This window comes from Saccharothrix violaceirubra, from assembly GCF_014203755.1.
In the GTDB taxonomy this organism is placed as follows: Bacteria; Actinomycetota; Actinomycetes; order Mycobacteriales; family Pseudonocardiaceae; genus Actinosynnema; species Actinosynnema violaceirubrum.
In genome coordinates this window covers 7,113,779-7,136,640 of record NZ_JACHJS010000001.1, presented here as the reverse complement: position 1 = coordinate 7,136,640, position 22,862 = coordinate 7,113,779, and the positions used below count along the sequence as shown (strand labels likewise).

Sequence of the window (22,862 nt, the reverse complement as noted above, 5' to 3'; positions counted from 1 at the left end):
TCTGAATGCAGGTTTCGCGGTGTCCGAGTGCACAACTCGCGGTGCCTGAGTGCACAACTCGCGGTGCCTGAGTGCATGACTCGCGGTGCCTGAGTGCATGACTCGCGGTGTCTGAGTGCATGACTCGCGGTGGGGGTGTTGGGCGGCGTGGTGGGCGGTGGCGTGTCAGGCTCGGGTGCGGGTGGTTGGTGGGCTGTTCGGGAGATGCCGAACCGGGTGGGGCGTGCGGTGGTGGCCGGACCGGGGCTTTTCCCTGGTACTGCCCGAATCCGGCGGGTGGGCGGTGGTTCACCGGCACGACGGGGAAGGGGTATGGTCTAGACCATGTCGAGCACGCGGCTGAGCGGTGTCGGTGTCAGTTCCGGTCGGGCCAGTGGGCCTGTCGTGCGGGTCGCGGAGCCCCTCGGGGAGCCGCCCGCCGGTCCCGCACCGAGTGATCCGGCGGCCGAGGCCGCCCGCATCGAACCCGCCGCGGCCAAGGTCGCCGACAACCTGTTCGCCCGCGCCGCCAAGGCCGAGGGCGAGGCCAAGGCGGTCCTGGAGACCACCGCCGCGATGGCCGCCGACCCGTCGCTGCTGAGCCAGGCCGCCAAGCTCGTCGAGTCCGACAACCTCCCCGCCGCCCGCGCCGTCCACCAGGCCGCGGCCGGGTTCATCAAGGCGCTGGAAGCGGCCGGCGGCTATATGGCCGAACGAGCACGCGACGTGCAGGACGTCCGTGACCGCCTGGTCGCCGAACTGCTCGGCCTCCCCGCTCCGGGCGTGCCCGAACTCGCCTCGCCGAGCGTCCTGGTCGCCCGCGACCTCGCGCCCGCGGACACCGCCGGCCTCGACCCGGCGAAGGTCCTCGCCCTGGTCACCGAGGAGGGCGGCCCCACGTCGCACACCGCGATCCTCGCCCGGTCCCTGGGCATCCCCGCCGTGGTCGCCGTGCGCGGCCTGCTGGCCGCCGACGTCGCCGCGCTCGAGGTCGACGGCACGACCGGCGAGGTCGTCGAGTCCGACGGCACGGTGCGGGCCGCCGACACGGGCGCCAAGGTCGAGTGGAACGGCGTCGGCGTGCTCCGCGACGGCCTGCGGGTCAAGGTCGTCGGCAACGTCGGCTCGCCCGCCGACGCGACCGCCGCCGCGGAGCGCGGCGCCGAGGGCGTCGGCCTGTTCCGCACGGAGTTCTGCTTCCTGTCCGCGTCGACCGAACCCACGGTCGAGGAGCAGCGGGCCGCCTACGCCGCCGTGCTCAAGCCGTTCGCCGGCAAGCCCGTCGTGGTGCGCACGCTCGACGCGGGCGCCGACAAGCCGCTGTCCTTCCTCGACCCCGAGCCCGAGCCGAACCCCGCGCTCGGCGTGCGCGGCCTGCGCGTCGCGGTCGACCGCCCGGAGGTGCTGGACCGCCAGCTCGCGGCCATCGCCCTCGCCGCCGTCGACTCCGGCGCCGAGGTGTCGGTCATGGCGCCGATGGTCGCGACCGCCGCCGAGGCCGCCTGGTTCGTGTCCCGCGCCCGCGCGGCCGGCATCGCCCGCGCCGGCGTGATGATCGAGATCCCGGCCGCCGCACTGACCGCCCGCGAGATCCTCGCCGAGGTGGACTTCGTGTCCCTGGGCACGAACGACCTGGCCCAGTACGTGTTCGCGGCGGACCGCCAGGTCGGCGCCGTCGCCGCGCTCAACGACCCGTGGCAGCCCGCGCTGCTGCGCCTGATCGCCCTGGTCGGCGAAGCGGGGACGCAGACCGGCAAGCCCGTCGGCGTGTGCGGCGAGGCCGCGGCCGACCCGCTGCTCGCGACCGTGCTGGTGGGTCTGGGCGTGACGAGCCTGTCGATGAACCACACGTCACTGGCCGCCGTCGGCGCCAAGCTCGCCGAGACGAGCTTCGACGTCTGCCAGCTCGCGGCGCGTTCCGCGCTCAACGCCCACGACCCGGCCGCCGCACGGCTGGCCGCCCGCGCTCCCCACTGAGGTCGGCCAGGTCCGGGTAGGACGGTTGGGCGCCTTCGCGGGTGACCGACCAGGCCGCCGCCCGGATGGCGAAACCCACGGCCTCGGGCAACGTGACGCCCTGGTCCAACTCCCGGACCAGGGCTCCCGTGAACGCGTCACCGGCACCGGTCGTGTCCACGGCGCGCACCCGCGACGCGGGGAATCGCCGATCGCCCAGGCGTGCGCCGTCCGCGCCGAGCGTGATCACGGTGGCACGCGGGACGTCGACCGACGTGCCCAGTGCTTCGGCCTCCTGCTCGTTGACCACCAGCGGATCGAGGAGCGGGAGGACGTCGTCGGGCAGGTCGGTCACGGGCGACAGGTTGAGGACCGCGCGGACGCCGTGGCCCGCCGCGGTGCGGATGGCGTGGCAGACCACCGGCACCGGGATCTCCAGCGAGCAGACCAAAGTCGCCACGTCCTGCCACGGCAGGGCGTCGATGTCGGACTCGCGCAGGTCGGCGTTGGCGCCGGGGGAGACCACGATCGAGTTCTCGCCGTCGGGCGTCACGGTGATGTGGGCGGTGCCGGTCGGGCGGTCCGACGTGCGCAGGTGGGCGGTGTCGACGCCCGCGTCCGCCAGCGACGTCCTGAGCAGTTCCCCGTGACCGTCCCGGCCTACCGCGCCCGCGAACACGACCCGTGCGCCGAGGCGGGCCGCCGCGACGGCGGTGTTGGCGCCCTTGCCGCCGGGCAGGGTACGGACGTCGCCGCCGAGCACCGTCTCGCCCGCTCGCGGCCGGTGCGGGACGGTGACCACCAGGTCGGCGTTGGCCGAGCCGAGCACGAGGATCGTCACCACCGGGACTCTGCCGGCGTCGTGACCACTTCGTCACGGGCTATGAGTAGAGGTACGGATTCGCCGATCGGGTGATGGCGCCACCCTGGGTGCATGACCGGACAGGACCCCCTCATAAGGCTCGCCGAAGAGTTGGGCACGCTCGGACAGCGATTGGCCGAGGTCGGCGCGGAGTTGCGCAACGTGGGCGCGGCGGCCCGGACCTCACCGGCAGAACAGGACGCCACTCCGACGGGTGAGAGCGCAACGCCGCCGGACGCCGTTGACCTCGAAGGCCCGGCCGGCGAAGATTCCACTCTGGACGGTCCCGGCCACGACGTCCGGGCCCGGAACACTCCCGACCACGACGCTCCGACCCAGGACACCTCGGCGCAGGGCGATCCGACCCAAGGCATTCCGGTCCAGGACATCCCGGTCCAGGACATCCCGGCCCAGGACATCCCGGCGCAGGGACGGCCGCCGGTGGTCGGCAGCCCGGTGCCGCCACAGGTTCACGTTCCCCCGCAAGGGACTCCGGTGCCGCACGGGCAGGTCGCCGCGCAGGCGGTCCCCGGCCAAGGTCCGCCCCCGCCGCACGCCTGGCCCTACACGGCGTGGGGTCCGCACCAACCGGTCCACACGATGCCGGTGCCCCACCCCGTGGCACGGCCCTCGCTGTTCGAGCGCCTGGGGCAGGACGGTGTCGGCAGCCGGATCCTCGCCTGGGTCGGCGGCGCGGTCACGTTGCTCGGCGTCGTGCTGCTGCTCGTCCTCGCCGTCCAGCGCGACTACCTGGGCCCGCTGCCGCGGGTGATCGCGGGCGCCGTGCTGGGCCTCGTCCTCACCGGCATCGGGCTGCGCCTGCACCGCTCGGAGACCACGCGCACGGGTGCGTTCGCCCTGGTCGCGACTGGTGTCGCCGTGCTGTACCTCGACGTCGTCGCCGCGACGTCGATCTACGACTTCCTGGACACCGGCGGTGGCCTGGTCGCCGGGCTCGTGGTCACGGCCCTGGGCCTGCTGCTCGCGATGAAGTGGGACTCGGTCACGCTCGCGGTCTACGTGGTCGCCTCGTGCGCGGTGTGCGCGCCGATCCTGACCAGCGGGTTCACGGTGGAGCTGGTGGCCTTCCTGCTCGTGCTCAAGATCGCCGCCGGTCCGGTGCACCTGCGCCGGAACTGGCCGTGGCTCGCGGTCACGGCCGGCGTCCCGCCGCTGCTCGCCTCGGTGCTCGCGCTCGGCGGCCGGCCCGACGACCCGTTGGTGCTCGCCGGAACGGGCCTGGTCGCGTTCGTGGTGACCCTGGCGGGCGCCGTCCTCACCGACCGGGTCCGGCCCGGCGACAACACCGCGCTCGGCCTCGCACTGGGTGCTCCGGCACCCGCGCTGCTGACGACCGTGTTGCTCGAACGCAACGAGGGCGCGTTCGTCGCCGGGCTCGTCTCGGTGATCACGCTCGGCGTGTGGGTGTTCGGCCGGCGGTCGGCGTTCCGGGCGGGTGTCGGCGGCGTCGGGGTGTTCGCCCTGTTCCTGGCCACGGCGCTCGCGCTGGACGGCAGCGTGCTGCCCGCCGTCGTGCTCGGCGAGGCGTTGGTGCTCACGGTGCTCACGTGGCGGACGAACTCGCGTGGACCGCTGATCGGGGCGACCGTGTTCGGCGCGGCCGGCGGACTGCTGGCGACCTCCGACTCGATCCCGCCGCTGCTGCTGTTGCAGGAACCGCTGTGGACGCGCACGCCCGGTGATCTCGTCGCGGGCATCGTCACCGCGTTCGCGCTCGGCACGCTCGCGGTGGTCCTGCCGTGGGCCGCGACGCGACTGGACGTGATCGAACGTGACCAGGTCGTGTGGTCCCTGATGGGTCTGATCGTGCTGTACAGCGCGGCTTCGGCGGTGTTGTGCGCGGCGCTGCTCGTGTCGCAGGACGCGACCGGGTTCCTGTTCGGCCACACGATCGTGACCGTGTCGTGGACGATCGCGGCGCTCGTGCTGCTGGTCAAGGGGATCGACCGGCGTGGGCTGCGCGTCGCCGGACTCGTCCTCGTCGGCGCGGCGGTGGCGAAGCTGGTGCTGTTCGACATGGCCGCGCTGGACGGGTTCGCCCGCGTGCTGGCGTTCATGGGTGCCGGGCTGGTGTTGCTCGCGGCGGGCACGCGTTACGCCAAGCTGGTGGCCACGCGGCGAATCGGGGCGAATTCCCCGGAGGGTGGAGCCGAAGCGACGCGAGGCGCGTCAACCTGAGTGTGCTCCGCCGGAGCGCGGACCACCGGTGCACCGCACCGGCAGGGGTCCGGCGTCGGCCGTGTCGCCCCCCGAGCGACCGACGCCGGACACCATCCGCGACTGCCGCCCGCCCCGCCGTCGCGGGCGGCAGGGCGGTACGGCCCGTCGTCAGACCCGTGCCGGTACCGGCTCGTCCTCCACCGGCGCCTCCTCGTGGATGGCCAGGCGTTCCTGGATGCGGCGCAGCGGACCCGGCGCCCACCACACGGCGTTGCCGAGCAGCTTGAGCACGGCGGGCACGAGCAGCACGCGCACCACGGTCGCGTCGAGCGCGAGCGCGAGGATCATGCCGACGCCGACGAACCGCATCATGGCGATCCGCGAGAACGCGAACGCACCCGTCACCACGATCAGCAACAGGGCCGCCGCCGTGATCACCCGGCCGGTCTTCGCCAGTCCGGTCGCCACGGCCTCCTCCGTCGACGCGCCGCGACCGCGGGCCTCGACCATGCGGGACAGCAGGAAGACCTCGTAGTCCGTCGACAGGCCGAAGACCATGGCGGCCATCAGCACGACGATCCCGGATTCCAACGGCCCCGGCGTCACACCCAGCAACGATGCGCCGTGGCCCTCCTGGAACACCCACACCAGCACGCCGAACGTGGCGGACAGGCTCAGCGCGCTCATCACCACGGCCTTGATCGGCAGCAGCACCGAGCCGAACGCCAGGAACATCAACACGAACGTCGCGCCGATCAGCAACCCCGCCATCAGCGGCAACCGGTCGGAGATGGCGTCGACGCTGTCGGTCACCACGGCCGTGCTGCCGCCGACGAGCACCTCGGTGCCCGGACCGTCGAGCGCGCGGACCTCGCGCAGCGCCTCCTTGGACTTCTCGCTGAGCGGGGCCTGGTCGAGGGAGGCGTTGAGCAGCCACACGCCGTTCTTGGGCTCGGCGCCCGGCTTGGCCTCGCCGACGCCGGAAACCTCACCGATCCGGGTGGCGAACGCCTGCACCTCGGCGGGCGTCGGGTCGCCGGTGATCACGACCTTGAAGCCGTTGTTGGTCATGCCCGCGAAGTCGCGGTTGATCGTCTCGGCGGCGACGCGGACCTGGTTGCCCTCGGGCAGCACCTTCTCGGTGATCTCGCCGAACTTCACGTTCAGGAACGGGGCGCCGAGCGCGACCAGGACGGCGACGATCGGCAGCGCGAACAGCACCGGGCGCTTCATGACCACGGCCGCGAGCCGGCGCCAGCCGCGTTCGGACGGCTGCCGGTCCTTGCGCCGCCACGGCACGGACAGCTTGTCGACGCGGTGGCCGAGCACGCCGAGCAGCGCCGGGAGCAGCGTGAGCGACACGACGGCGGCGATCGCGACGGCCGACATGCCGCCGTAGGCCAGGGACTTGAGGAACCCGTGCGGGAACAGCAGGAGCCCGGCCAGCGCGATGACCAGCAGCGTCGCCGAGAACACGACCGTGCGGCCGGCGGACATCACGGTCCGGCGCACGGCGTCGGCGCTCGTGCGGCCGGCGGCGAGTTCCTCACGGAACCGGCCGACCATGAACAGGCCGTAGTCGATCGCCATGCCCAGGCCGAGCAGGCTGGCGACGTTGACGGCGAACGAGTTCACCTCCAGGCCCAGCGAGATGACGTGCAGCACGCCGAGCGACCCGAGGATGGCCAGGCCGCCGACGATCACCGGCAGCGAGGCTGCGACCAGGCCGCCGAAGATCACGACCAGCAGCAGCAGGACGATCGGCATCGACACGACCTCGGCGCTCGCGAGATCGGACGACGACATGTCGTTGATCTCCTTCTGCGTCGGCACCAGGCCGCCGACCAGGTGGTCGACGCCGGGGACCGCGAGCCGGTCCTTGATCTGCTCGTACTGCTTGATCTGGCCGTTCGAGTCGCCGTCGCGCAGGGTCAGGATCGCGAGCGTCTTGCCCGCGGCCGGCTGCGGCACGAGCTGGGCCGGTGCGACGACGTCGTCCGGCAGGTCGGCGAGGCGGTCGCCGACCTCCTTGAGCTTGGCCTGGTCGGCCGTGTCGTAGACCACGATCACGTCGCCGCCCTGGCGGCCGAAGGTGTCCTGGACGGTCTTGGTCGCCCGGGCGGCCTCGCTGCCGGGCGCGTCGTAGCCGCCCTGGCTGAGGCGGTCGAACACGCCGAGGCCCCACACGCCACCGGCCACCGCCAGCACCACCGTCGCGATCAACACCACCCAACGGCGGCGGTATGCCAGCGCTCCCCACTTCGCGAACACGCGTCCTCCTCGAACGAGTGAGCTACGGTTGTCGACAGGACGTGAACTCGGTAAACACCGTTCACTGGTCGTCAAGGTACGCCCGGTGAACAGTGTTTACCACCCAATGGAGTGAGGTATGACCGACGCCACGCGACGCGAGCGGCTCCGAGCCGAAACCGAGCGTGATATTCGTCGTCAGGCGCGTGCCCTACTGGCGGCACAGGGCCGTGACGCGGTCACGCTGCGTGCCATTGCCCGGGAACTCGGCATCACCGCTCCGGCGCTGTACCGCTACTACGACTCGCGCGAAGACCTGCTGGCCAGACTGTGCGACGACATCTGCGTCGACCTCGACGGAGAGCTGTCGAAAGCCCTGGAGCCGGTCGTGTCCGAGGACATCACCGTGCACGTGTTCACCGTGTGCAAGGCATTCAGGCGATGGGCGCTGGACCACCCGAATGAATTCGCGCTCGTGTTCGCGTCGACCGACAACCGCCGGGCCGACATGCTCGCCGGCGGACGCACCGACGACCAGTTCGGCCGGGTGTTCCTGGAGGTCGCCGCCAAACTCGTCGCCAGCCACCCGTTCCGCAAACCCGTGCCGCCGGACGTGCCGGAAACGCTGCGGAACGACCTGACGGCCTTCCAGAAGGTGCTGATCAACACCGTGGTGGAGCGCGGCGTCGTCGTCGACGAGACCGTGCTGCACCTCGGCGCGATCTACCACATCCTCCAGTCGTGGGTCCGCCTGTACGGCCACGTGGCCCTGGAGGTCTTCGGCGCCTTCCCGTTCGCGGTCTCCAACCCGGAGCCCCTGTTCGAGCTGATGCTGACCAACCTCATGGGCGAGATGGGCGTGGACCCGCGACCATGACGTCGCTCGGCGAGGTGGGCAAATCGCTACGGCGGGCCTTGGACCTGGTCGCGCAGGCGATCGCGCACCACGAGCAGGCCGCGACCTTGGTCGACGAGGCACACGCCCTGCTCATGACCACGCTCGGCGATGCGAGGCACACCGCGTTCGCCACGACGGCCAAGGCGATCCGTGCGACGGTCGACGACCTGCGGGCCATCACCGCCCTGGTCGAGAATTACCTGACTTCACTTGGTCTGACCTCCACACCCACCGCGTGGGACGCTATCCAAGAGGGCAGGACGCCACCGACGTTCCACGTCACGGAAGCCCGCCGAGTCCACATCCTCGACGGCGACGGGGACGATGAGAACGGCGGACACGCTCCAGGCACCGGAATGCCGTTCAAGAAAGAGTTCCCGGCCCACTGGAGTGATGAAAAGATCATCTCGGCCATCCTCGACGTGGCCAGGAACCCCGACTCGCCACCCCGGGCCAGATGGAACCCCGACAGTTGGCAAGTACGAGGAGAACGCGAGGGGGTCGTGATGGATGTGATTCTCGGGCCGGACGGCGCGGTGTGGACCGGCTATCCCCGTCGAGGACGAGGCGTGATCCACAACGACAGGTACGGCAACCCCACCGATCCGACGAGGTGACCGAACGATGAGTGAGCCAGTCGCCCGCCACGACCGACTCGTCCGCTTCCACGAGGAGGCGTTGCCACTCGTGGCGGGATTGGCCGGACGGATCTCCGACGACGATCTCGACAGCCTCGAAGGGCTGGGCGAAGCCGGGGAGTGGGGCTTCTTCTTCGACGAGTTGAGCGCGCTGCTCCACCGTTCCCGGATCGGGATCACCCCGGCCGAGCGGGATGTGTTCGTGGATCTGATCGGCCTGTTCACCCTGCCGACCGGCCACGACTTCATCAACGACCGCGACGAGGTCGTGGCCTCGCTCAACGTCCGCGAGCCGTAAGCGCCCACTTCCCCGAGGCGTACCGGTGGCGAGTTCCCACGACGACCGGCGACGTCGAGCGCCCTCGCTCGATCAGGTGATACCGACGCGTTCCGGACCGGAAAGCCGGTCGGTGGTGTCTTCTGGTCCGCCGACGGATCAGGGGGTACGCGGTGAGTCGCAGGATCGGTGGGGCTGGCGGCGGATCGGACAAGGGCAGTGGTGGGGGTGGCGCGGTGGTGGCCGCGATCGCGGTGGTGGCCCTGGCCGGGGTCGGCGGAGGAGCGGCCGTCGGGGGCGGTGCGGGTGGAGGAGGTCCCGTCGACAGCCTGTCGGCGCGTAAGGCCGACAGCAAGAAGTCGGCGCGCGAAGGCAATGGCGACGCGGCCTGGAGCCGGCTGGGGCGCCGGGTCACCAGGAAGGTCGACCGGCGTGACCTGGAGTGCCTCACCGCATCGTTCGGGCAGGTCCGCGAGTTCTTCGTCCGGACGCCGTGCCGGTCGCTCGACCGGACGGTCTTCGCGCTCGACGACGGGGCGGGCAACGTCGCCGTCGTCTCGGTGGTCTGGGTCGGGTTCGCGAACCGGGGGCAGGTCCGCGACTTCCAGCGGGTGATGGACGTCCATGGGAGTGGCGACATCAGGCCGTTGGGCAGCGCCCTCCTCGGCCTGGCCGACATCGCCTTCACCGGTGACCACTACTCGGCGGACCCCAAAGCCGACAACATCACCATCGCCGAGACGGAGTCCGTCTCGGGCGTCGTCGACGTCGGGACCCTGGAGCTGATCGCCGAGGTGGCCGCCCAGCTACCCAAGCCGTGAGGTGGTGCCGGGACCCGCAGGTCCCGGCACCACGAGAACTCACAGCACCACGTTCACCAACCGGCCGGGGACGACGATCACCTTGCGCGGCTCCTTGCCGCCCAACAGTTCGACGACCTTCTCGTCCGCCAGGGCCGTCGCCTTCACCTCGTCCGGCGAAGCCGACGCCGCCACGACCACCCGCGCGCGCACCTTGCCGTTGACCTGGATCGGGTACTCGGCCGTGTCCTCCACCAGGTACTTCGCGTCCGCCACCGGGAACGGGCCGTGGGCCAGCGACGTGGCGTTGCCCAGCTTCGACCACAGCTCCTCGGCCACGTGCGGGCTCAGCGGCGCCAGCATCAGGACCAGCGGCACGGCCAGGTCACGCGGGGCACCGGACGGGTGGTGCTTGGTCACGTAGTTGTTCAGCTCGATCAACTTCGCGCCCGCCGTGTTGTAGCGCAGGTTCGCGTAGTCGTCGCGCACGCCGTCGATCGTGCGGTGCAGCAGGCGCAGCTCGTCCTCGGTCGCCGGCGTGTCGACGACACGCAACTCGCCCGTCGTCTCGTCGACCAGGTTGCGCCACAGCCGCTGCAAGAACCGCTGTGCGCCGACGACGTCCTTGGTCGCCCAAGGCCGCGAAACGTCCATGGGCCCCATGGACATCTCGTACAGGCGGAACGTGTCGGCGCCGTACTTGTCGCACATCTCGTCCGGCGTGACGACGTTCTTCAGGCTCTTGCCCATCTTCCCGTACTCGCGGGTGACTTCTTCGCCTTCGTAGAAGTACTTGCCGTCACGCTCCTCGACCTGCTCGGCCGGGACGGGCACGCGACGGGCGTCGCGGTACGCGTAAGCCTCGACCATGCCCTGGTTGAACAGCCGCCGGTACGGTTCGTCGCCGGACAGGTGGCCCAGGTCGAACAGCACCTTCTGCCAGAACCGCGAGTACAGCAGGTGCAGGACGGCGTGCTCGACGCCGCCGATGTACAGGTCGACACCACCCGGGTCCGAGGCGCCGCGGGACGCCTGCGGGCCCAGCCAGTAGCGCTCGTTCTCCGCGTTCACGAACCGCGACGACTCGGTCGGGTCCACGTAGCGCAACTGGTACCAGCACGATCCGGCCCAGTTGGGCATGGTGTTGACCTCGCGCCGGTACTCGCGCGGGCCGTCGCCCAGGTCCAGCACGACCTTCGTCCACTCCGCGGCGCGCGACAGCGGTGGCGACGGCTGCGAGTCCGCGTCCTCGGGGTCGAACGTCCGCGGCGAGTAGTCGTCGATGTCGGGCAGTTCGATCGGCAGCGCCGACTCGGGCACGGCGACGGGCGTGCCGTCCTCGTCGTACACGATCGGGAACGGCTCGCCCCAGTAGCGCTGGCGCGAGAACAGCCAGTCGCGCAGCTTGAACTGGACCGTGCCTTCGCCGTGGCCTTCCTCCTCCAGCCAGGCGATGATCCGCTTCTTGGCGTCGGCCACGTCCAGGCCGTCCAGGAAGCCGGAGTTGACGGCCGGGCCGGTGCCGGTGAACGCCTCGCCGTCGAAGTCCGCGGGCGGCTGGACGGTCCGGATCACGGGCAGGTCGAACGCCTTGGCGAAGTCCCAGTCGCGCTGGTCCTGGCCGGGCACGGCCATGATCGCGCCGGTGCCGTAGCCCATCAGCACGTAGTCGGCGACGTACACCGGCAGCTTCGCGCCGTTGACCGGGTTGACCGCAAAAGATCCGGTGAAGACGCCTGTCTTCTCCTTGTTCTCCTGTCGGTCCAGTTCGGACTTCCGGCCGACCTCACGCCGGTAGGCCGCGACGGCGTCGACGGCGTCGGCCGTGGTGATCGCGTCCACCAGCGGGTGCTCGGGCGCCAGCACCAGGTATGTCGCGCCGAACAGCGTGTCGGGCCGGGTCGTGAAGACCTCGATCGCGGACCCGCCGACGGCGAACCGCACGCGCGCGCCCTGCGACCGCCCGATCCAGTTGCGCTGCATGGCCTTGACCTTGTCCGGCCAGTCCAGCCGGTCCAGGTCGTCGACCAGGCGGTCGGCGTACGCGGTGATCCGCATCATCCACTGGCGCAGCGAGCGCCGGAACACGGGGAAGTCGCCGCGTTCGCTGCGCCCGTCGGCGGTGACCTCCTCGTTCGCCAGCACGGTCCCCAGGCCGGGGCACCAGTTGACCGGCGCCTCGGACAGGTAGGCCAGGCGGTACTCGCCCAGCACCCGCTCCCGCTCGGCCTTCGACAGGTCCGCCCAGCCGCCGGGCGCCTCGCGCTCACCGGACTCGAACTGGGCGACCAGCTCGGAGATCGGACGCGCCCGCCCGGCCTCGGCGTCGTACCAGGACTCGAAGATCTGCAGGAAGATCCACTGGGTCCACCGGTAGTAGTCCGGGTCGATCGTGGAGATGCGCCGGCGCTCGTCGTGGCCCAGGCCCAGCCGGCGGATCTGCCGCAGGTAGGTCCGGATGTTCTCCTCCGTGGTGTGCCGGGGGTGCTGCCCGGTCTGCACGGCGTACTGCTCGGCGGGCAGGCCGAACGCGTCGAAGCCCATCGTGTGCAGCACGTTGCGCCCGTTCATCCGGTGGTACCGGGCGAACACGTCCGTGCCGATGAAGCCCAGGGGGTGGCCGACGTGCAGGCCGGCGCCCGACGGGTACGGGAACATGTCCTGGACGAACAGCTTGTCGGCCGGGACCTCGCCGGCGAGCGGACCGACCGGGTTGGGCGCGTGGAAGGTGCCCTGCTCCTCCCAGTGCTTCTGCCACCGCTGCTCGATCTCGCCCGCCAGTCCGGCGGTGTAGCGGAACGCCGGGGTTTCCGCCGACTCGGTGCTCATCGGGATGTCCCTCTCGATCGGTATACCTGCCCTGACACGACGAAACCCCCCAGCCCGACGGGCGTGAGGGGTTGCCGCGCGATCCTGACGGTCCGCGCGGCTAGCCAAGAAGCAGGCTTGCCTTGCTCATGTCACCACGGTATCAGCGCAGCGCGACCGCGATGAACCGGGTGAACTCCTCGGCCGAGAAGTTGTCGTCGCTGACCAGCAGCAGGGTGCGTTCGCCGGTGGGCAGGACCGAGCCCCACGTGATGCCCTCGACGTTGTCGACCACCGGCAGCGGAAGGTCCTTCAGGTTCGCCACGAGCTTCTTGTGCACAGGTCGCACGTTCGCGTTCAACGTGTCGAGCCTGCGCACGTCCGTGGCGCCGAAGACCGAGATCTCGAAGATCCGCACGTCGTACCCGGCGCCGGGCACCCACTGGCGTTCCAGCGTCAGGTACTTCCCGGGCGTGTACGGGTCGGCCAGGATCGCCGGCACGCCCGTGTCCGGTCCCCACGGCCCCGGCTCGGGCACCGCGAACAGCTTCTCCAACGGGTACGCGTACTGCGCGACCACGTCGCCACCGCGCGTCTGCACGGTCAGCCTGGTCAACGCGCCCCGGTCGACGGTCGGCACGTCGCCGTCCTGGAGCAGCGGACCCTCCACGACGCTGGTCACCAGGAACCCGGCGGAGGAGAACGTCAACGCCTCCAGCGCCTGGTTGCGGCGCGGACCGGTGGTCGGCTCGATGGCGTAGTTGCGCGGCAGGGTGAAGTCGGCCACGTGCGCCCCGTCACGCCCGGCCTGCCGGATGGACGGCTGCACGAGCGGCTTGCCGGTGGGCCGGTCGCCTTCCTGTGCCCACCAGTAGCCGCCGGTCCACGGGTCGACGCGCAGTTCCTCGGGGTCGATCGCGTTGGCGGTGTCGACGGCGGGCGAGGGGTAGGTCGAGCCGTCGGGCCGCTTCAACGTCCGCACGTCGGTGATCTCCACCGAGTCGACGCCGGACGTCGTGACCCGCACGTTCGCCGTGTAGAACCGGGGTGGCTCGGTGTAGCCGCGGTCGTCGCTGATCAGCACGTATCGGCCGGTGAACGGGTCGCGGTCGATGCCGGACAGGCCACCGACGGTCGTGCCCCGGAACTGGAGCTTGTGCGGGACGACCGCCTGTCCGAGGTAGCGGACACCGGCCGGCGCGGCGGTCGCCGGCACCGCGGTCACGCCCAACGCGAGGACGACCACGGCGACGCAGGTGCGAAGTCTCATGTGCCCACAGCCTTCCGATCATCGGACCTCGACGGGAAGTGCTCGTCCGGGTGAAACCCGGTTCGTGGTTCGGAATCCCGCGGGCCTACCCTCGTGGGCGTGAACATCGTGCTGCTGGTGGTATCGGCCCTGGTCGGGGCCGCGTTCGTCGCGATCGGCGCGCTGGGCTTGCGGGGCCTGCTTCACCGGAACAGGTTCTTCGGTGTCCGCACCAAGGCCACGTTGCGTGACGATGAAACGTTTGCGCTGGCCAACCGCATCGCCGGTGTTCCCACGATCGTGGCCGGTGCGGTCGCGCTGGTGACCGCCGCGGCCATCGCCGCGAAGCCGGAGACCGCGCTCGTCATCGGCCTGGTCGGCCTGGTCGGCACGCTGGTGATCGCCGGTGCCGGCGGCGTGCTGGGCCACCGGGCCGCCGAGGCCATGCCCGAGCCGACGCCCGCCGGGTGCGGCGGCTGCGCATGCGCCGGCGGCGGGTGTGGCGTGCTCACCCGCGCCTAGTTCCGCCGCACGTCCACCGGGAACGACGCGAGCAACGCCGTCGGCATGCCCTGGCGGCGCAGCACCCGACCCCACAGGTCGACGTTCGGCGGCGTGAGCACGTCGTCGGGCAGACCCGGGAACACGAGCCAGTCGCCGCGTTCGATCTCGCCGGCCAACTGGCCCTCGTTCCACCCCGCGTACCCGGCGAACACCCGCAGCCCGCGCACCTTGGGCACGAGGTCGTCCGGGTCGGAGTCCAGGTCGATGAGCGCGACCGGGCCGTGCACGCCCACCATGCCCTTGATCGACTGGTGGTCCTCGCCCGCGCGCAACGCCGCCAGGCACAGCGCCGTCTTCTGCTCGACCGGCCCGCCGATGTACACGGCCTGCGGCCGGGACACGTGCGGACCCCAGTTGGGCAGCACGTCGTGCACCGCCACCTCGCTCGGTCGGTTCAGCACGACGCCCAGCGTCCCCTCGCCGCGGTGGTCGATCACGTAGACCACCGTGCGGCGGAAGTTGGGATCGGTCAGACCCGTCGCAGCCACCAGCAGGGAGCCCGGCTGGACGTCGTCTTCATCGCGCACGTCGCCATGATCCCAGACGACGGCCGCTACACCCGGCGTGGAACATCCGGGGAGTCACGGTCGTTGTACGGACCGTCGGGTGCCTTCGAGTCCCCCGGGCCCAACACAAACCGCCTCGGCGGAATACCGGTGCGGCCGGAGCCGTCGGGCGCTGCCGCCGAGAGGCGACCTTGGGTACCCGACGAGCCGGACCCCTGTCCGCAGGGGTCCGGCTCCCGGCCAAGGCCTACGCTGCTGTCGTGACCAGGGGCGTGACGACGGAAAAGCACCACCTCGGCGTCCGCAGACTCCTGCGCATCGCCGACTTCCGGCGGCTGCTGCTGTCCCGGCTCGCCGCCCAGTGGGGCGACGGCCTGTTCCAGGCCGGGCTCGCGGGCGCGGTCCTGTTCAACCCCGAACGGCAGTCCGACCCGTTGGACATCGCGGCCGGGTTCGCCGTGCTGCTGCTGCCGTACTCGATCGTCGGTCCGTTCGCGGGCGCGTTGCTCGACCGGTGGGACCGGCGGCGGGTGTTGGTCGTGGCCAACCTCGTGCGCGGCGTGTTCGTGCTGCTCACGGCCATGGCCGTGGGTGCCGGGCTGGAGGGCGTCCCGCTCTACGCGGCGGCGCTGATCGTCACGGGCGTGTCCCGGTTCGTCGGCTCGGGTTCGTCGGCGTCGCTGCCGCACGTGGTCACCGAGGACCACTTGGTCGAGGCAAACGCGTTCGTGTCCACGCTCGGCGCGTTGACGGCGGTGTTCGGCGCGGGCTGCGCGATCGGGCTGCGCGTCGCGCTCGGCGCGGGCGACGGCGGCTCGTCGTGGACGACCGCGACGGCCGTGGTCGGGTCGCTGCTCGCGGCGGCGATCGCGTCCCGGTTCGCGCGCGGCGTGCTCGGACCGGACGAGGTCGACGAGCCCAGCGGGGCGTTCGCCGCGATCGCACGCGGCCTGCTCGACGGCGCACGGGCCGCCGCGCGCACGCCGTCCGTGGTCGCCGCGCTGTTCGCCCTGCTCGCCCACCGCGTCGGGTTCGGCATCTCGCTGCTGCTCACGTTGTTGCTCATGCGCAACACGCTCCAGGACTTCGGGCCGCTCAAGGCGGGCATCGCCGGACTCGGCGAGGTCGCCGTGTCCGGCGGTCTCGGCGTGCTGCTCGCGGGCATCTTCACGGACCGGGTCGTCGACCGGCTCGGCGCCCGACGGACCGTGCTGTGCGCACTCGGGCTCGCGGCGGCGGCACAGGGCCTGGCGGCCGTGATCGAACTCGTGCTCGGCCTGCCGGTGCTGCTGCCGACGGTCCTGTGCGCGGCGTTCTTCCTGACCCTGGGCGGCCAGGTCGTGAAGCTGTGCGTGGACGCCGCCGTGCAGAGCGACATCGGCGACGAGACGCGCGGTCGCGTGTTCGCCCTCTACGACACCCTGTTCAACACGACGCAGGTCGTCGCCATCGCCATCGCGGCGGCACTGGTCCCCCTGGACGGCCGGTCGCCCGGCCTCGTGCTCGCCGCGACGGCGACCTATCTCGTCGGCGCGGCCGGCTACCTGCTGCTATCCCGCCAGTCCGTTCGGGACCGGTAGCCGGATCATCCCCGTCTCGTGGGCGAAGACGACCGCCGCCATCCGGTCCCGCAGGCCCAGCGCCCGCAGGATGTCGGCCACCACCGAGGCGACCTGCCGCTGGCTCAACGCCAGCACCCGCGCGATCTCGTGGTCGGCCAGCCCCCTGGCCAGACACCGCAGGACCACCCGCTGCTGATCGCTCAACACCGCCAGGTCACGCGCCCGGGTGCCCCCCTCTGTGGACAATCCCCAAGCGGTCATGCGCACCACCCCCTGTGCGTCGTGCGTGTCCTACTACGCACACAGTCATGGTGTCGCAACTGCCTGTCACTTGGCTAACAAGCTTCCCGCGCCGGGCTACCCCCTGGTCCGGATGCCCTCGCGTTCGGCCCACGCGAACAGCTCCGAGACGGCTTCGTCGTGCTCCAACGGGCCGCGGTCCAGGCGGAGTTCCTTGAGGAACTTCCACGCCTGACCCACCTGCGGCCCCGGGGGCAGGTCGAGCAGCCGCATGATCTCGTTGCCGTCCAGATCGGGGCGCACGCGCGCCAGGTCCTCCTCGGCGGCCAGGCGCTCGATCCGCCGTTCGAGGTCGTCGTAGGTGCGTTGGAGCGCGTTGGCCTTGCGCTTGTTGCGGGTCGTGCAGTCCGCCCGGACGAGCTTGTGCAGCCGGGTCAGCAGGTGCTCGGCGTCGGTCGCGTAGCGGCGCACGGCCGAGTCGGTCCACTCGCCGCCGCCGTAGCCGTGGAACCGCAGGTGCAGGTAGACGAGCTGGGCGACGTCCGCCACGATCTCCTTGGCGTACTTCAACGCCCGCAAGCGCTTGCGCACGAGCTTGGCGCCGACCACCTCGTGGTGGTGGAACGACACCCCGCCGCCCGACTCGAACCGCCGCGTGCCGGGCTTGCCGATGTCGTGCAGCAGCGCGGCCAGCCGCAACGTGAGGTCCGGGCCGTCGGTCTCCAGGTCGATCGCCTGTTCGAGCACGGTCAACGAGTGCGAGTACACGTCCTTGTGCTGGTGGTGCTCGTCGATCTCCAGCCGCATCGCGGGCAGTTCCGGCAGCACGACGTCGGCCAGACCAGTCGACACCGCCAACTCGACGCCCGCCCGGGGGTGCGCGCCCAGCAGCAGTTTCGACAGTTCGACCTGTACCCGTTCGGCCGTGATCCGACCGAGTTCGCCGGCCATGGCCTTCATCGCCTCGGACACGCGCGGCGCCACGGTGAACCCGAGTTGCGCGGCGAACCGGGCCGCGCGCAGCATCCGCAGCGGGTCGTCGCCGAACGACTCGGCGGGCGTCGCCGGCGTGTCCAGCACGCCGGCCGCCAGGGCCGCGCGCCCGCCCGTCGGGTCGATCAGCCGGCGCTCGAGCAGGTCGTAGGCCATCGCGTTGACCGTGAAGTCGCGGCGGACCAGGTCGCCCTCGACCGTGTCGCCGAACGTCACCTCGGGGTTGCGGCTCACGCGGTCGTAGGCGTCGGACCGGAACGTGGTGATCTCCACGGTCTGCCCGTCCTTGGACGCGCCGACCGTGCCGAACGCGATGCCCACGTCCCAGATCGCGTCCGCCCAGCCCTTGAGGACGGCGAGGACCTGCGGCGGCCGGGCGTCCGTCGTGAAGTCGAGGTCGCCCGACAGCCGGCCGAGGAACGCGTCGCGGACGCTGCCCCCGACCAGGTAGAGGCGGTGTCCGGCCGCGGCGAAACGGCCGGCGAGGTCGGTGGCGACGGGGAAGGTGTTCGACAACTCCACCGCGACATTGTCCACTTGGGGGACAAGCCGTCTTCACGCACCGGATTTCCGCCGGTCACGCCACCTCCCGATTACGGCACCGGCACGTTTCGCCACACCGGCCCGCCGCTGGTCGGCACTACCATCGGCCCCATGCCCGTGTCGCCCGACCATCCCGGTGGTCTCCAGCCGAGGCGTCGCGGTCGACGTCGCGGCCGGCGGCTGACGACGGTCGACGAGACCTCGGCGGGCGGGCTGGTGCTCGACCCCGGACGGGGCCGGGCGGCGGTGATCGGCCGGCTCGACCGGCGCGGGCGGCTGCTGTGGTCGCTGCCCAAGGGACACATCGAGCCTGGTGAGACGGCCGAGCAGACCGCGGTGCGCGAGGTCGCCGAGGAAACCGGTATTCATAGCAGGGTGCTCCGGCCGCTCGGCTCGATCGACTACTGGTTCGTCGCCGAGGACCGGCGCGTGCACAAGACCGTCCACCACTTCCTGCTCGAAGCGGTGGCCGGCGAGCTTTCCGACGAAGACGTGGAGGTCACCGAGGTGGCGTGGGTGCCCCTGGGCGAACTGGACGAACGGCTCGCCTACGCGGACGAGCGCCGACTGGTGCGCCGGGCCGTCGACCTGCTCACCGGGTCGCACCCGGTGCGGGACGGAGCTGAGTCCGCGTGAAACGGCTGCTGTCCGCGCTCGCGGTGGCCGGTGTCCTCGTCGTCACGGGCGGCCCGGCCGCCGGTGCCGCGCCGAGCGAACCGGGTCCGCTGCCGATCAAGCCCGCACCCGCGACCCAGGTCTGGTCGACACTGGACGCGCTGACCGCCCAGCCCGGCGACCAGTCCCAGACGTGGCTGCGGCTCGACGTCGAGCAGCTCACCCCGCGCGTGGTCACGGCCGGTGGTCCGGCCGAGGTCACGGTGTCCGGGAAGATCACCAACGTCGGCGACCGCAAGATCTCCGACATCGAGTTCCGCCTCGAGCGCGGCGAACCGCTCAAGAGCGAGGACGAGGTCCGCAAGGCGTTGCGCGAACCCGCCGACGCCGAGTTCGTCCAGCCCGAGTTCACCCGGATCGCCGACGAGCTGGCCCGCGACGAGACCCGCGAGTTCAGCCTCACGATCCCGCTGCGCGGCACGGCCGACACCGCCCTGCGGATCGACCAGCCGGGCATCTACCCGATCCTGGCCAACATCAACGGCCGGCCCGACTTCGGCGGCCGGGCCCGACTGGCCGCGCTGAGCACGCTGCTGCCGGTCGTCTCCGTGCCCGGCGGCCAGGACGCCGGACCGCCCGCCACGCCCGCGAAGATCACCGTGCTGTGGCCCGTGGCCGACCGGCCCCGCCTGATCCGGGTCGGGTCCGACGGGCAGTCGCTGCTCACCGACGACCAGCTCGCGTCCTCGTTCGCGCCGGGCGGCCGGCTGTACGGCCTGCTCAAGGCGTACGAGTCGGCGGTGACGGGCCCGCTCGCACCCGCGATGTGCCTGGCCGTCGACCCGGACCTGCTGCGCACGGCGATCGCGATGGCCGGCGGCTACCAGGTCCGCGGCCTCGGCGAGGGCAAGGGGCGGACCGACGCCGACCTGTGGTTGCGCGCGTTGCGCGCGGCCGTCGCGGGCCGCTGCGTGATCGCGTTGCCCGACGCGGACGCCGACCTGGTGGCGTTGACCCGCGCCGGCCTCGGCGACCTGACCGGGCTCGCCCTGGGCGGCGGCGAGCTGGTGCGCGAGGCGCTCCAGGTGCAGCCGCTGCCCGACCTGGTGTGGCCCGAGGACGGCGTGGTCGACGAGCAGACGTTCACCGACCTGACCACGCGCGGCGTGCGGCGCCTCGTGCTCGACCAGTCCGCTGTGGGCGACGCGCCGGGCACGAACCCGGTCCGCCTCGGCGAGCAGGGCGGCGGCGACGCGGCGGCACCCACCACGGCCGTGCGCATCGACGCGATGGTGTCGGACGCGTTGCGCGGCACCGCCCAGACCTTCGGCGGCGACCGCCCCACGCCCGTGTCCGTGCAGAACGCGCTGGCCGCGTTGGCGTACCGGACCGGCTTCCAGGGCGACGGCCGCAACCTCGTGATCGCGCCGCCGCGCCGGTGGAGCGCGCCGACCGGGGAGATCACCACGTTCCTGGACGTGACGGAGAACCTGGTCGCGAGCGGGTTCGCGACGCCGACCGGCCTGGCCACCGTCCTGGACGGCCCCGCGCCCGAGCAGATCGCGACGCTGGGCTACCCGGTCGACGCGGGTGTGCGCGAGGTGTCGCCGACGATCACCGCCGCGGTCGGCGACTCGTACCGCGAGGTCGTGGGCATGGCCGACGCCATGCGCCAGGTCGACGCCGCGGACACGCCGGTCGCCGACCTGGTCGACCCGCTGCGGCTCGACCTGCTGCGCGTGGTGTCCGGCGCGTGGCGCGGGGACGAGAGCGGCGCGCGGGCCACGCTGGTGTCGGGCATGGCCGAGGTCGACGCGCTGCGCGGGCAGGTCACCGTGACCGAGCCGAACAGCCCGATCCTGCTCGGGTCGGGCGACAGTCCGATCCCGGTCACGATCCGCAACAACCTGGGTGTGCGCGTGGTCGTCCGGATCGTGCTGGAGGACGCGCCGGGCATCCGGGCCAAGGAGTTTCCCGACCAGGTCCTGCCCGCGCACGGCGAGCGGTTCATCAGCGTGCCGGTCGAGGTGCTGCGGTCGGGCCGGTTCAGCCTGCACCTGCGGTTGACCACGCCCGGTGGCGTCGAACTCGGCGAACGTGCCCGGCTGGAGGTTTCGTCGTCCGCGTACGGGACGATCACCCTTGTCATCACCTGCCTGGCCGCCGGTCTGCTGGTGCTGCTCGTGTCCCGCCGGATCTACCGGCGGGTGCGCGCGGTGCGGGCGGCGGCCGTGCTGGTACCCGACGACGCCGAAGGCGTCACCCCCGAGAAGTCGAGCGCGAGTTGAGCGAGACAGTGACGCAGGAGAACAGATCGGACGCGGCGCCGTCCGTCGCGCGGGCCAGCGGTTCGATGGCCATCGCCACGGTGGTGAGCCGGGCGTCGGGTCTGCTGTCGAAGCTGTTGCTGGTCACGTTGCTCGGCGCGACCGCGTTGAACGACTCCTACCAGGTGGCGACCACGCTGCCGACGATGATCAACGAGCTGCTCCTCGGCGGCGTGCTGACCAGCGTGGCGATCCCGCTGCTCGTGCGCGCCGAGAAGGAGGACGGCGACGGCGGCGAGTCGTACGCGCAGTGGATGGTCACCATGTCGGCCGTGCTGCTGGGCATCGGCACGGTGGTCGCGATCATCGCCGCACCTCTGCTGACCTCGCTGTTCGTCAGCTCGTCCGACAAGGCCAACCCCGAACTGGTCACGGCGTTCGCGTACCTCGTGCTGCCGGGCATCGTGTTCTACGGCCTGTCGGCCCTGCTGGGCGCGATCCTCAACACCCGCGACATCTTCGGCCTGCCCACGTGGGCGCCGGTGCTCAACAACGTGGTCATGATCGTCGTGCTGGGCGTGTACTGGGTGCTGCCCGGCGAGATCTCGCTGGACCCGGTCCGCATGGGCGAACCGAAGCTGCTGGTCCTGGGCTTGGGCACGATGCTCGGCGTGGCCGTGCAGGCAGCCGTGATGATCCCGGCCATGCGCCGCACCGGTTTCCGGTTCCGCTGGCGCTTCGGCTGGGACCGGCGGCTGGCCGAGTTCGGCGGCCTGGCCTTGTGGGTCCTGCTCTACGTCGGCCTCGGGTTCGTGAGCATGGTCGTGCTGACGCGCGTCGCCACGAACGACGTGGGCGCGATCACCGTCTACAACTACCAGTGGCTGGTCACGCAGGTGCCTTACGGCGTGCTGGGCGTGTCGCTGCTGACCGCGTTGATGCCGAAGATGTCCCGCGCGGCAGCGGCGAACGACATCGGCTCGCTGGTCGGCGACCTGTCGTTCGGCAACCGGATGTCGTCGATCCTGCTGATGCCGTTCGCCGCGCTGCTCACCGTGGCCGGCCTGCCGATCGGCCTCGCGGTGTTCTCGCACGGCGAGTCGGGCATCGCGGGCGGCACGGAGATCGGCGTGGCGATGGCGTTGTCCGCATTCGGCCTGGTGCCCTACGCGATCACGCTGCTTCAGCTCCGCGTCTTCTACGCGATGAAGGACGCCCGGACACCGACGTTGATCCAGGGTGTCATCGTCGTGATCCGGATCGCGTTGTTGTTGCTGTTCCTGAAGATCTCGCCGACGGACAAGCTCGCGGTGGCCGTGTCGATCGCGATGTCGTTGAGCTTCGTCGCGGGCGCGGTGGTCGGCCAGGTGTGGCTGCGGCTGCGGTTGGGGCGGCTGCGCACCGGGTACACGGCGTGGACGATCTGCCTGACGGTGGTGGCGTCGGCGATCGGCTTCGCCATGGCGGCGGGGCTGGCGTGGCTGGTGACGGCCGCGCTGGGCCTGGAGTCGGTGCGGACGGAGGCGTGGATCGACCTGGTCGTCCTGACGGTCGTGGGCCTGCCACTGAGTTTCGGGCTCCTGGCGGTGTTCCGAGTGCCCGAGGTGAAACCGGCGATGGACAAGGTTCTCCGATTGGTGGGACGTCGATGAGCCGCCGTGAAGCGATCGTTCC

At 71.4% G+C, this 22,862-nt stretch carries 17 protein-coding genes and 1 pseudogene; 11 read left to right on the top strand and 7 right to left on the bottom strand.

The features are described 5' to 3' along the window. Window positions 1-324 precede the first annotated feature (324 nt). Window positions 325-1,956 (top strand): phosphoenolpyruvate--protein phosphotransferase, encoded by a 1,632-nt coding sequence (gene ptsP / locus F4559_RS33140; RefSeq protein ID WP_184675000.1) that lies wholly within the window; start codon window positions 325-327, stop codon window positions 1,954-1,956. Here ptsP and F4559_RS33135 read toward each other — a convergent pair. After that, window positions 1,904-2,770 (bottom strand): ribokinase, encoded by an 867-nt coding sequence (locus tag F4559_RS33135; protein WP_376774728.1) that lies wholly within the window; start codon window positions 2,768-2,770, stop codon window positions 1,904-1,906. The genes ptsP and F4559_RS33135 overlap by 53 nt on opposite strands. 99 nt (window positions 2,771-2,869) lie before the next feature. Between F4559_RS33135 and F4559_RS33130 the strand changes: the two genes are divergently transcribed. Next, a complete protein-coding gene (locus tag F4559_RS33130; protein WP_184674998.1) occupies window positions 2,870-4,996 on the top strand; it encodes a DUF2339 domain-containing protein in 2,127 nt (708 codons plus the stop codon). A gap of 150 nt (window positions 4,997-5,146) precedes the next feature. Here F4559_RS33130 and F4559_RS33125 read toward each other — a convergent pair whose 3' ends face one another. Next, entirely contained in the window at window positions 5,147-7,249 is a 2,103-nt protein-coding gene (locus tag F4559_RS33125; protein WP_184674997.1) for an MMPL family transporter, read from the bottom strand. 118 nt (window positions 7,250-7,367) lie between these two features. Between F4559_RS33125 and F4559_RS33120 the strand changes: the two genes are divergently transcribed. From F4559_RS33120 to F4559_RS33105, 4 genes are all read left to right on the top strand, one after another. Next, window positions 7,368-8,105 carry a TetR/AcrR family transcriptional regulator gene (locus tag F4559_RS33120; protein WP_184674996.1) on the top strand — a complete coding sequence of 246 codons (738 nt, stop codon included), beginning with the start codon at window positions 7,368-7,370 and terminating at the stop codon, window positions 8,103-8,105. Next, window positions 8,102-8,743 (top strand): EndoU domain-containing protein, encoded by a 642-nt coding sequence (locus F4559_RS33115; RefSeq protein WP_184674995.1) that lies wholly within the window; start codon window positions 8,102-8,104, stop codon window positions 8,741-8,743. The genes F4559_RS33120 and F4559_RS33115 overlap by 4 nt, the downstream gene beginning before the upstream one ends. 7 nt (window positions 8,744-8,750) lie before the next feature. Further along, on the top strand, window positions 8,751-9,062 hold the full coding sequence (locus F4559_RS33110; protein ID WP_184674994.1) for a hypothetical protein: 312 nt from the start codon (window positions 8,751-8,753) through the stop codon (window positions 9,060-9,062). Between the two features lie 215 nt (window positions 9,063-9,277). Further along, window positions 9,278-9,862 (top strand): hypothetical protein, encoded by a 585-nt coding sequence (locus F4559_RS33105; RefSeq protein ID WP_184674993.1) that lies wholly within the window; start codon window positions 9,278-9,280, stop codon window positions 9,860-9,862. Between the two features lie 39 nt (window positions 9,863-9,901). Here the strand turns inward: F4559_RS33105 and leuS are convergent, their stop codons facing one another. Continuing rightward, window positions 9,902-12,670 carry a leucine--tRNA ligase gene (leuS, locus tag F4559_RS33100; RefSeq protein ID WP_184674992.1) on the bottom strand — a complete coding sequence of 923 codons (2,769 nt, stop codon included), beginning with the start codon at window positions 12,668-12,670 and terminating at the stop codon, window positions 9,902-9,904. Between the two features lie 142 nt (window positions 12,671-12,812). Further along, a complete protein-coding gene (locus F4559_RS33095; protein ID WP_184674991.1) occupies window positions 12,813-13,919 on the bottom strand; it encodes an esterase-like activity of phytase family protein in 1,107 nt (368 codons plus the stop codon). 99 nt (window positions 13,920-14,018) lie between these two features. Here F4559_RS33095 and F4559_RS33090 point away from each other — a divergent pair, with 99 nt between their 5' ends. Further along, window positions 14,019-14,420 carry an SdpI family protein gene (locus F4559_RS33090; protein ID WP_312865945.1) on the top strand — a complete coding sequence of 134 codons (402 nt, stop codon included), beginning with the start codon at window positions 14,019-14,021 and terminating at the stop codon, window positions 14,418-14,420. Here F4559_RS33090 and F4559_RS33085 read toward each other — a convergent pair. Beyond that, window positions 14,417-14,995, bottom strand: a pseudogene (locus F4559_RS33085) (YqgE/AlgH family protein); the annotation flags it as partial. The gene F4559_RS33090 and the pseudogene F4559_RS33085 sit on opposite strands and share 4 nt — an antisense overlap. Window positions 14,996-15,228: 233 nt before the next feature. Here F4559_RS33085 and F4559_RS33080 point away from each other — a divergent pair. Next, window positions 15,229-16,548: an MFS transporter gene (locus F4559_RS33080; protein ID WP_312865944.1), complete on the top strand. Its 1,320-nt coding sequence runs from the start codon at window positions 15,229-15,231 to the stop codon at window positions 16,546-16,548. Here F4559_RS33080 and F4559_RS33075 read toward each other — a convergent pair. Together F4559_RS33075 and F4559_RS33070 are read right to left on the bottom strand one after the other, a co-directional pair. Then, a complete protein-coding gene (locus tag F4559_RS33075; RefSeq protein WP_184674989.1) occupies window positions 16,519-16,791 on the bottom strand; it encodes a response regulator transcription factor in 273 nt (90 codons plus the stop codon). The two genes, F4559_RS33080 and F4559_RS33075, sit on opposite strands and share 30 nt — an antisense overlap. Window positions 16,792-16,887: 96 nt before the next feature. Then, window positions 16,888-18,285: a CCA tRNA nucleotidyltransferase gene (locus F4559_RS33070; protein ID WP_184674988.1), complete on the bottom strand. Its 1,398-nt coding sequence runs from the start codon at window positions 18,283-18,285 to the stop codon at window positions 16,888-16,890. Between the two features lie 132 nt (window positions 18,286-18,417). On the opposite strand from F4559_RS33070, the gene F4559_RS33065 reads away from it, so the two are divergent. The 3 genes from F4559_RS33065 to murJ are packed head-to-tail and all read left to right on the top strand — an operon-like array spanning window position 18,418 to window position 22,840. After that, a complete protein-coding gene (locus F4559_RS33065; RefSeq protein ID WP_184674987.1) occupies window positions 18,418-18,942 on the top strand; it encodes an NUDIX hydrolase in 525 nt (174 codons plus the stop codon). Beyond that, a complete protein-coding gene (locus F4559_RS33060; protein WP_184674986.1) occupies window positions 18,939-21,209 on the top strand; it encodes a DUF6049 family protein in 2,271 nt (756 codons plus the stop codon). The genes F4559_RS33065 and F4559_RS33060 overlap by 4 nt, the downstream gene beginning before the upstream one ends. Further along, on the top strand, window positions 21,206-22,840 hold the full coding sequence (murJ, locus tag F4559_RS33055) for a murein biosynthesis integral membrane protein MurJ (RefSeq protein ID WP_281386422.1): 1,635 nt from the start codon (window positions 21,206-21,208) through the stop codon (window positions 22,838-22,840). The genes F4559_RS33060 and murJ overlap by 4 nt, the downstream gene beginning before the upstream one ends. The last annotated feature ends 22 nt before the right edge of the window (window positions 22,841-22,862 follow it).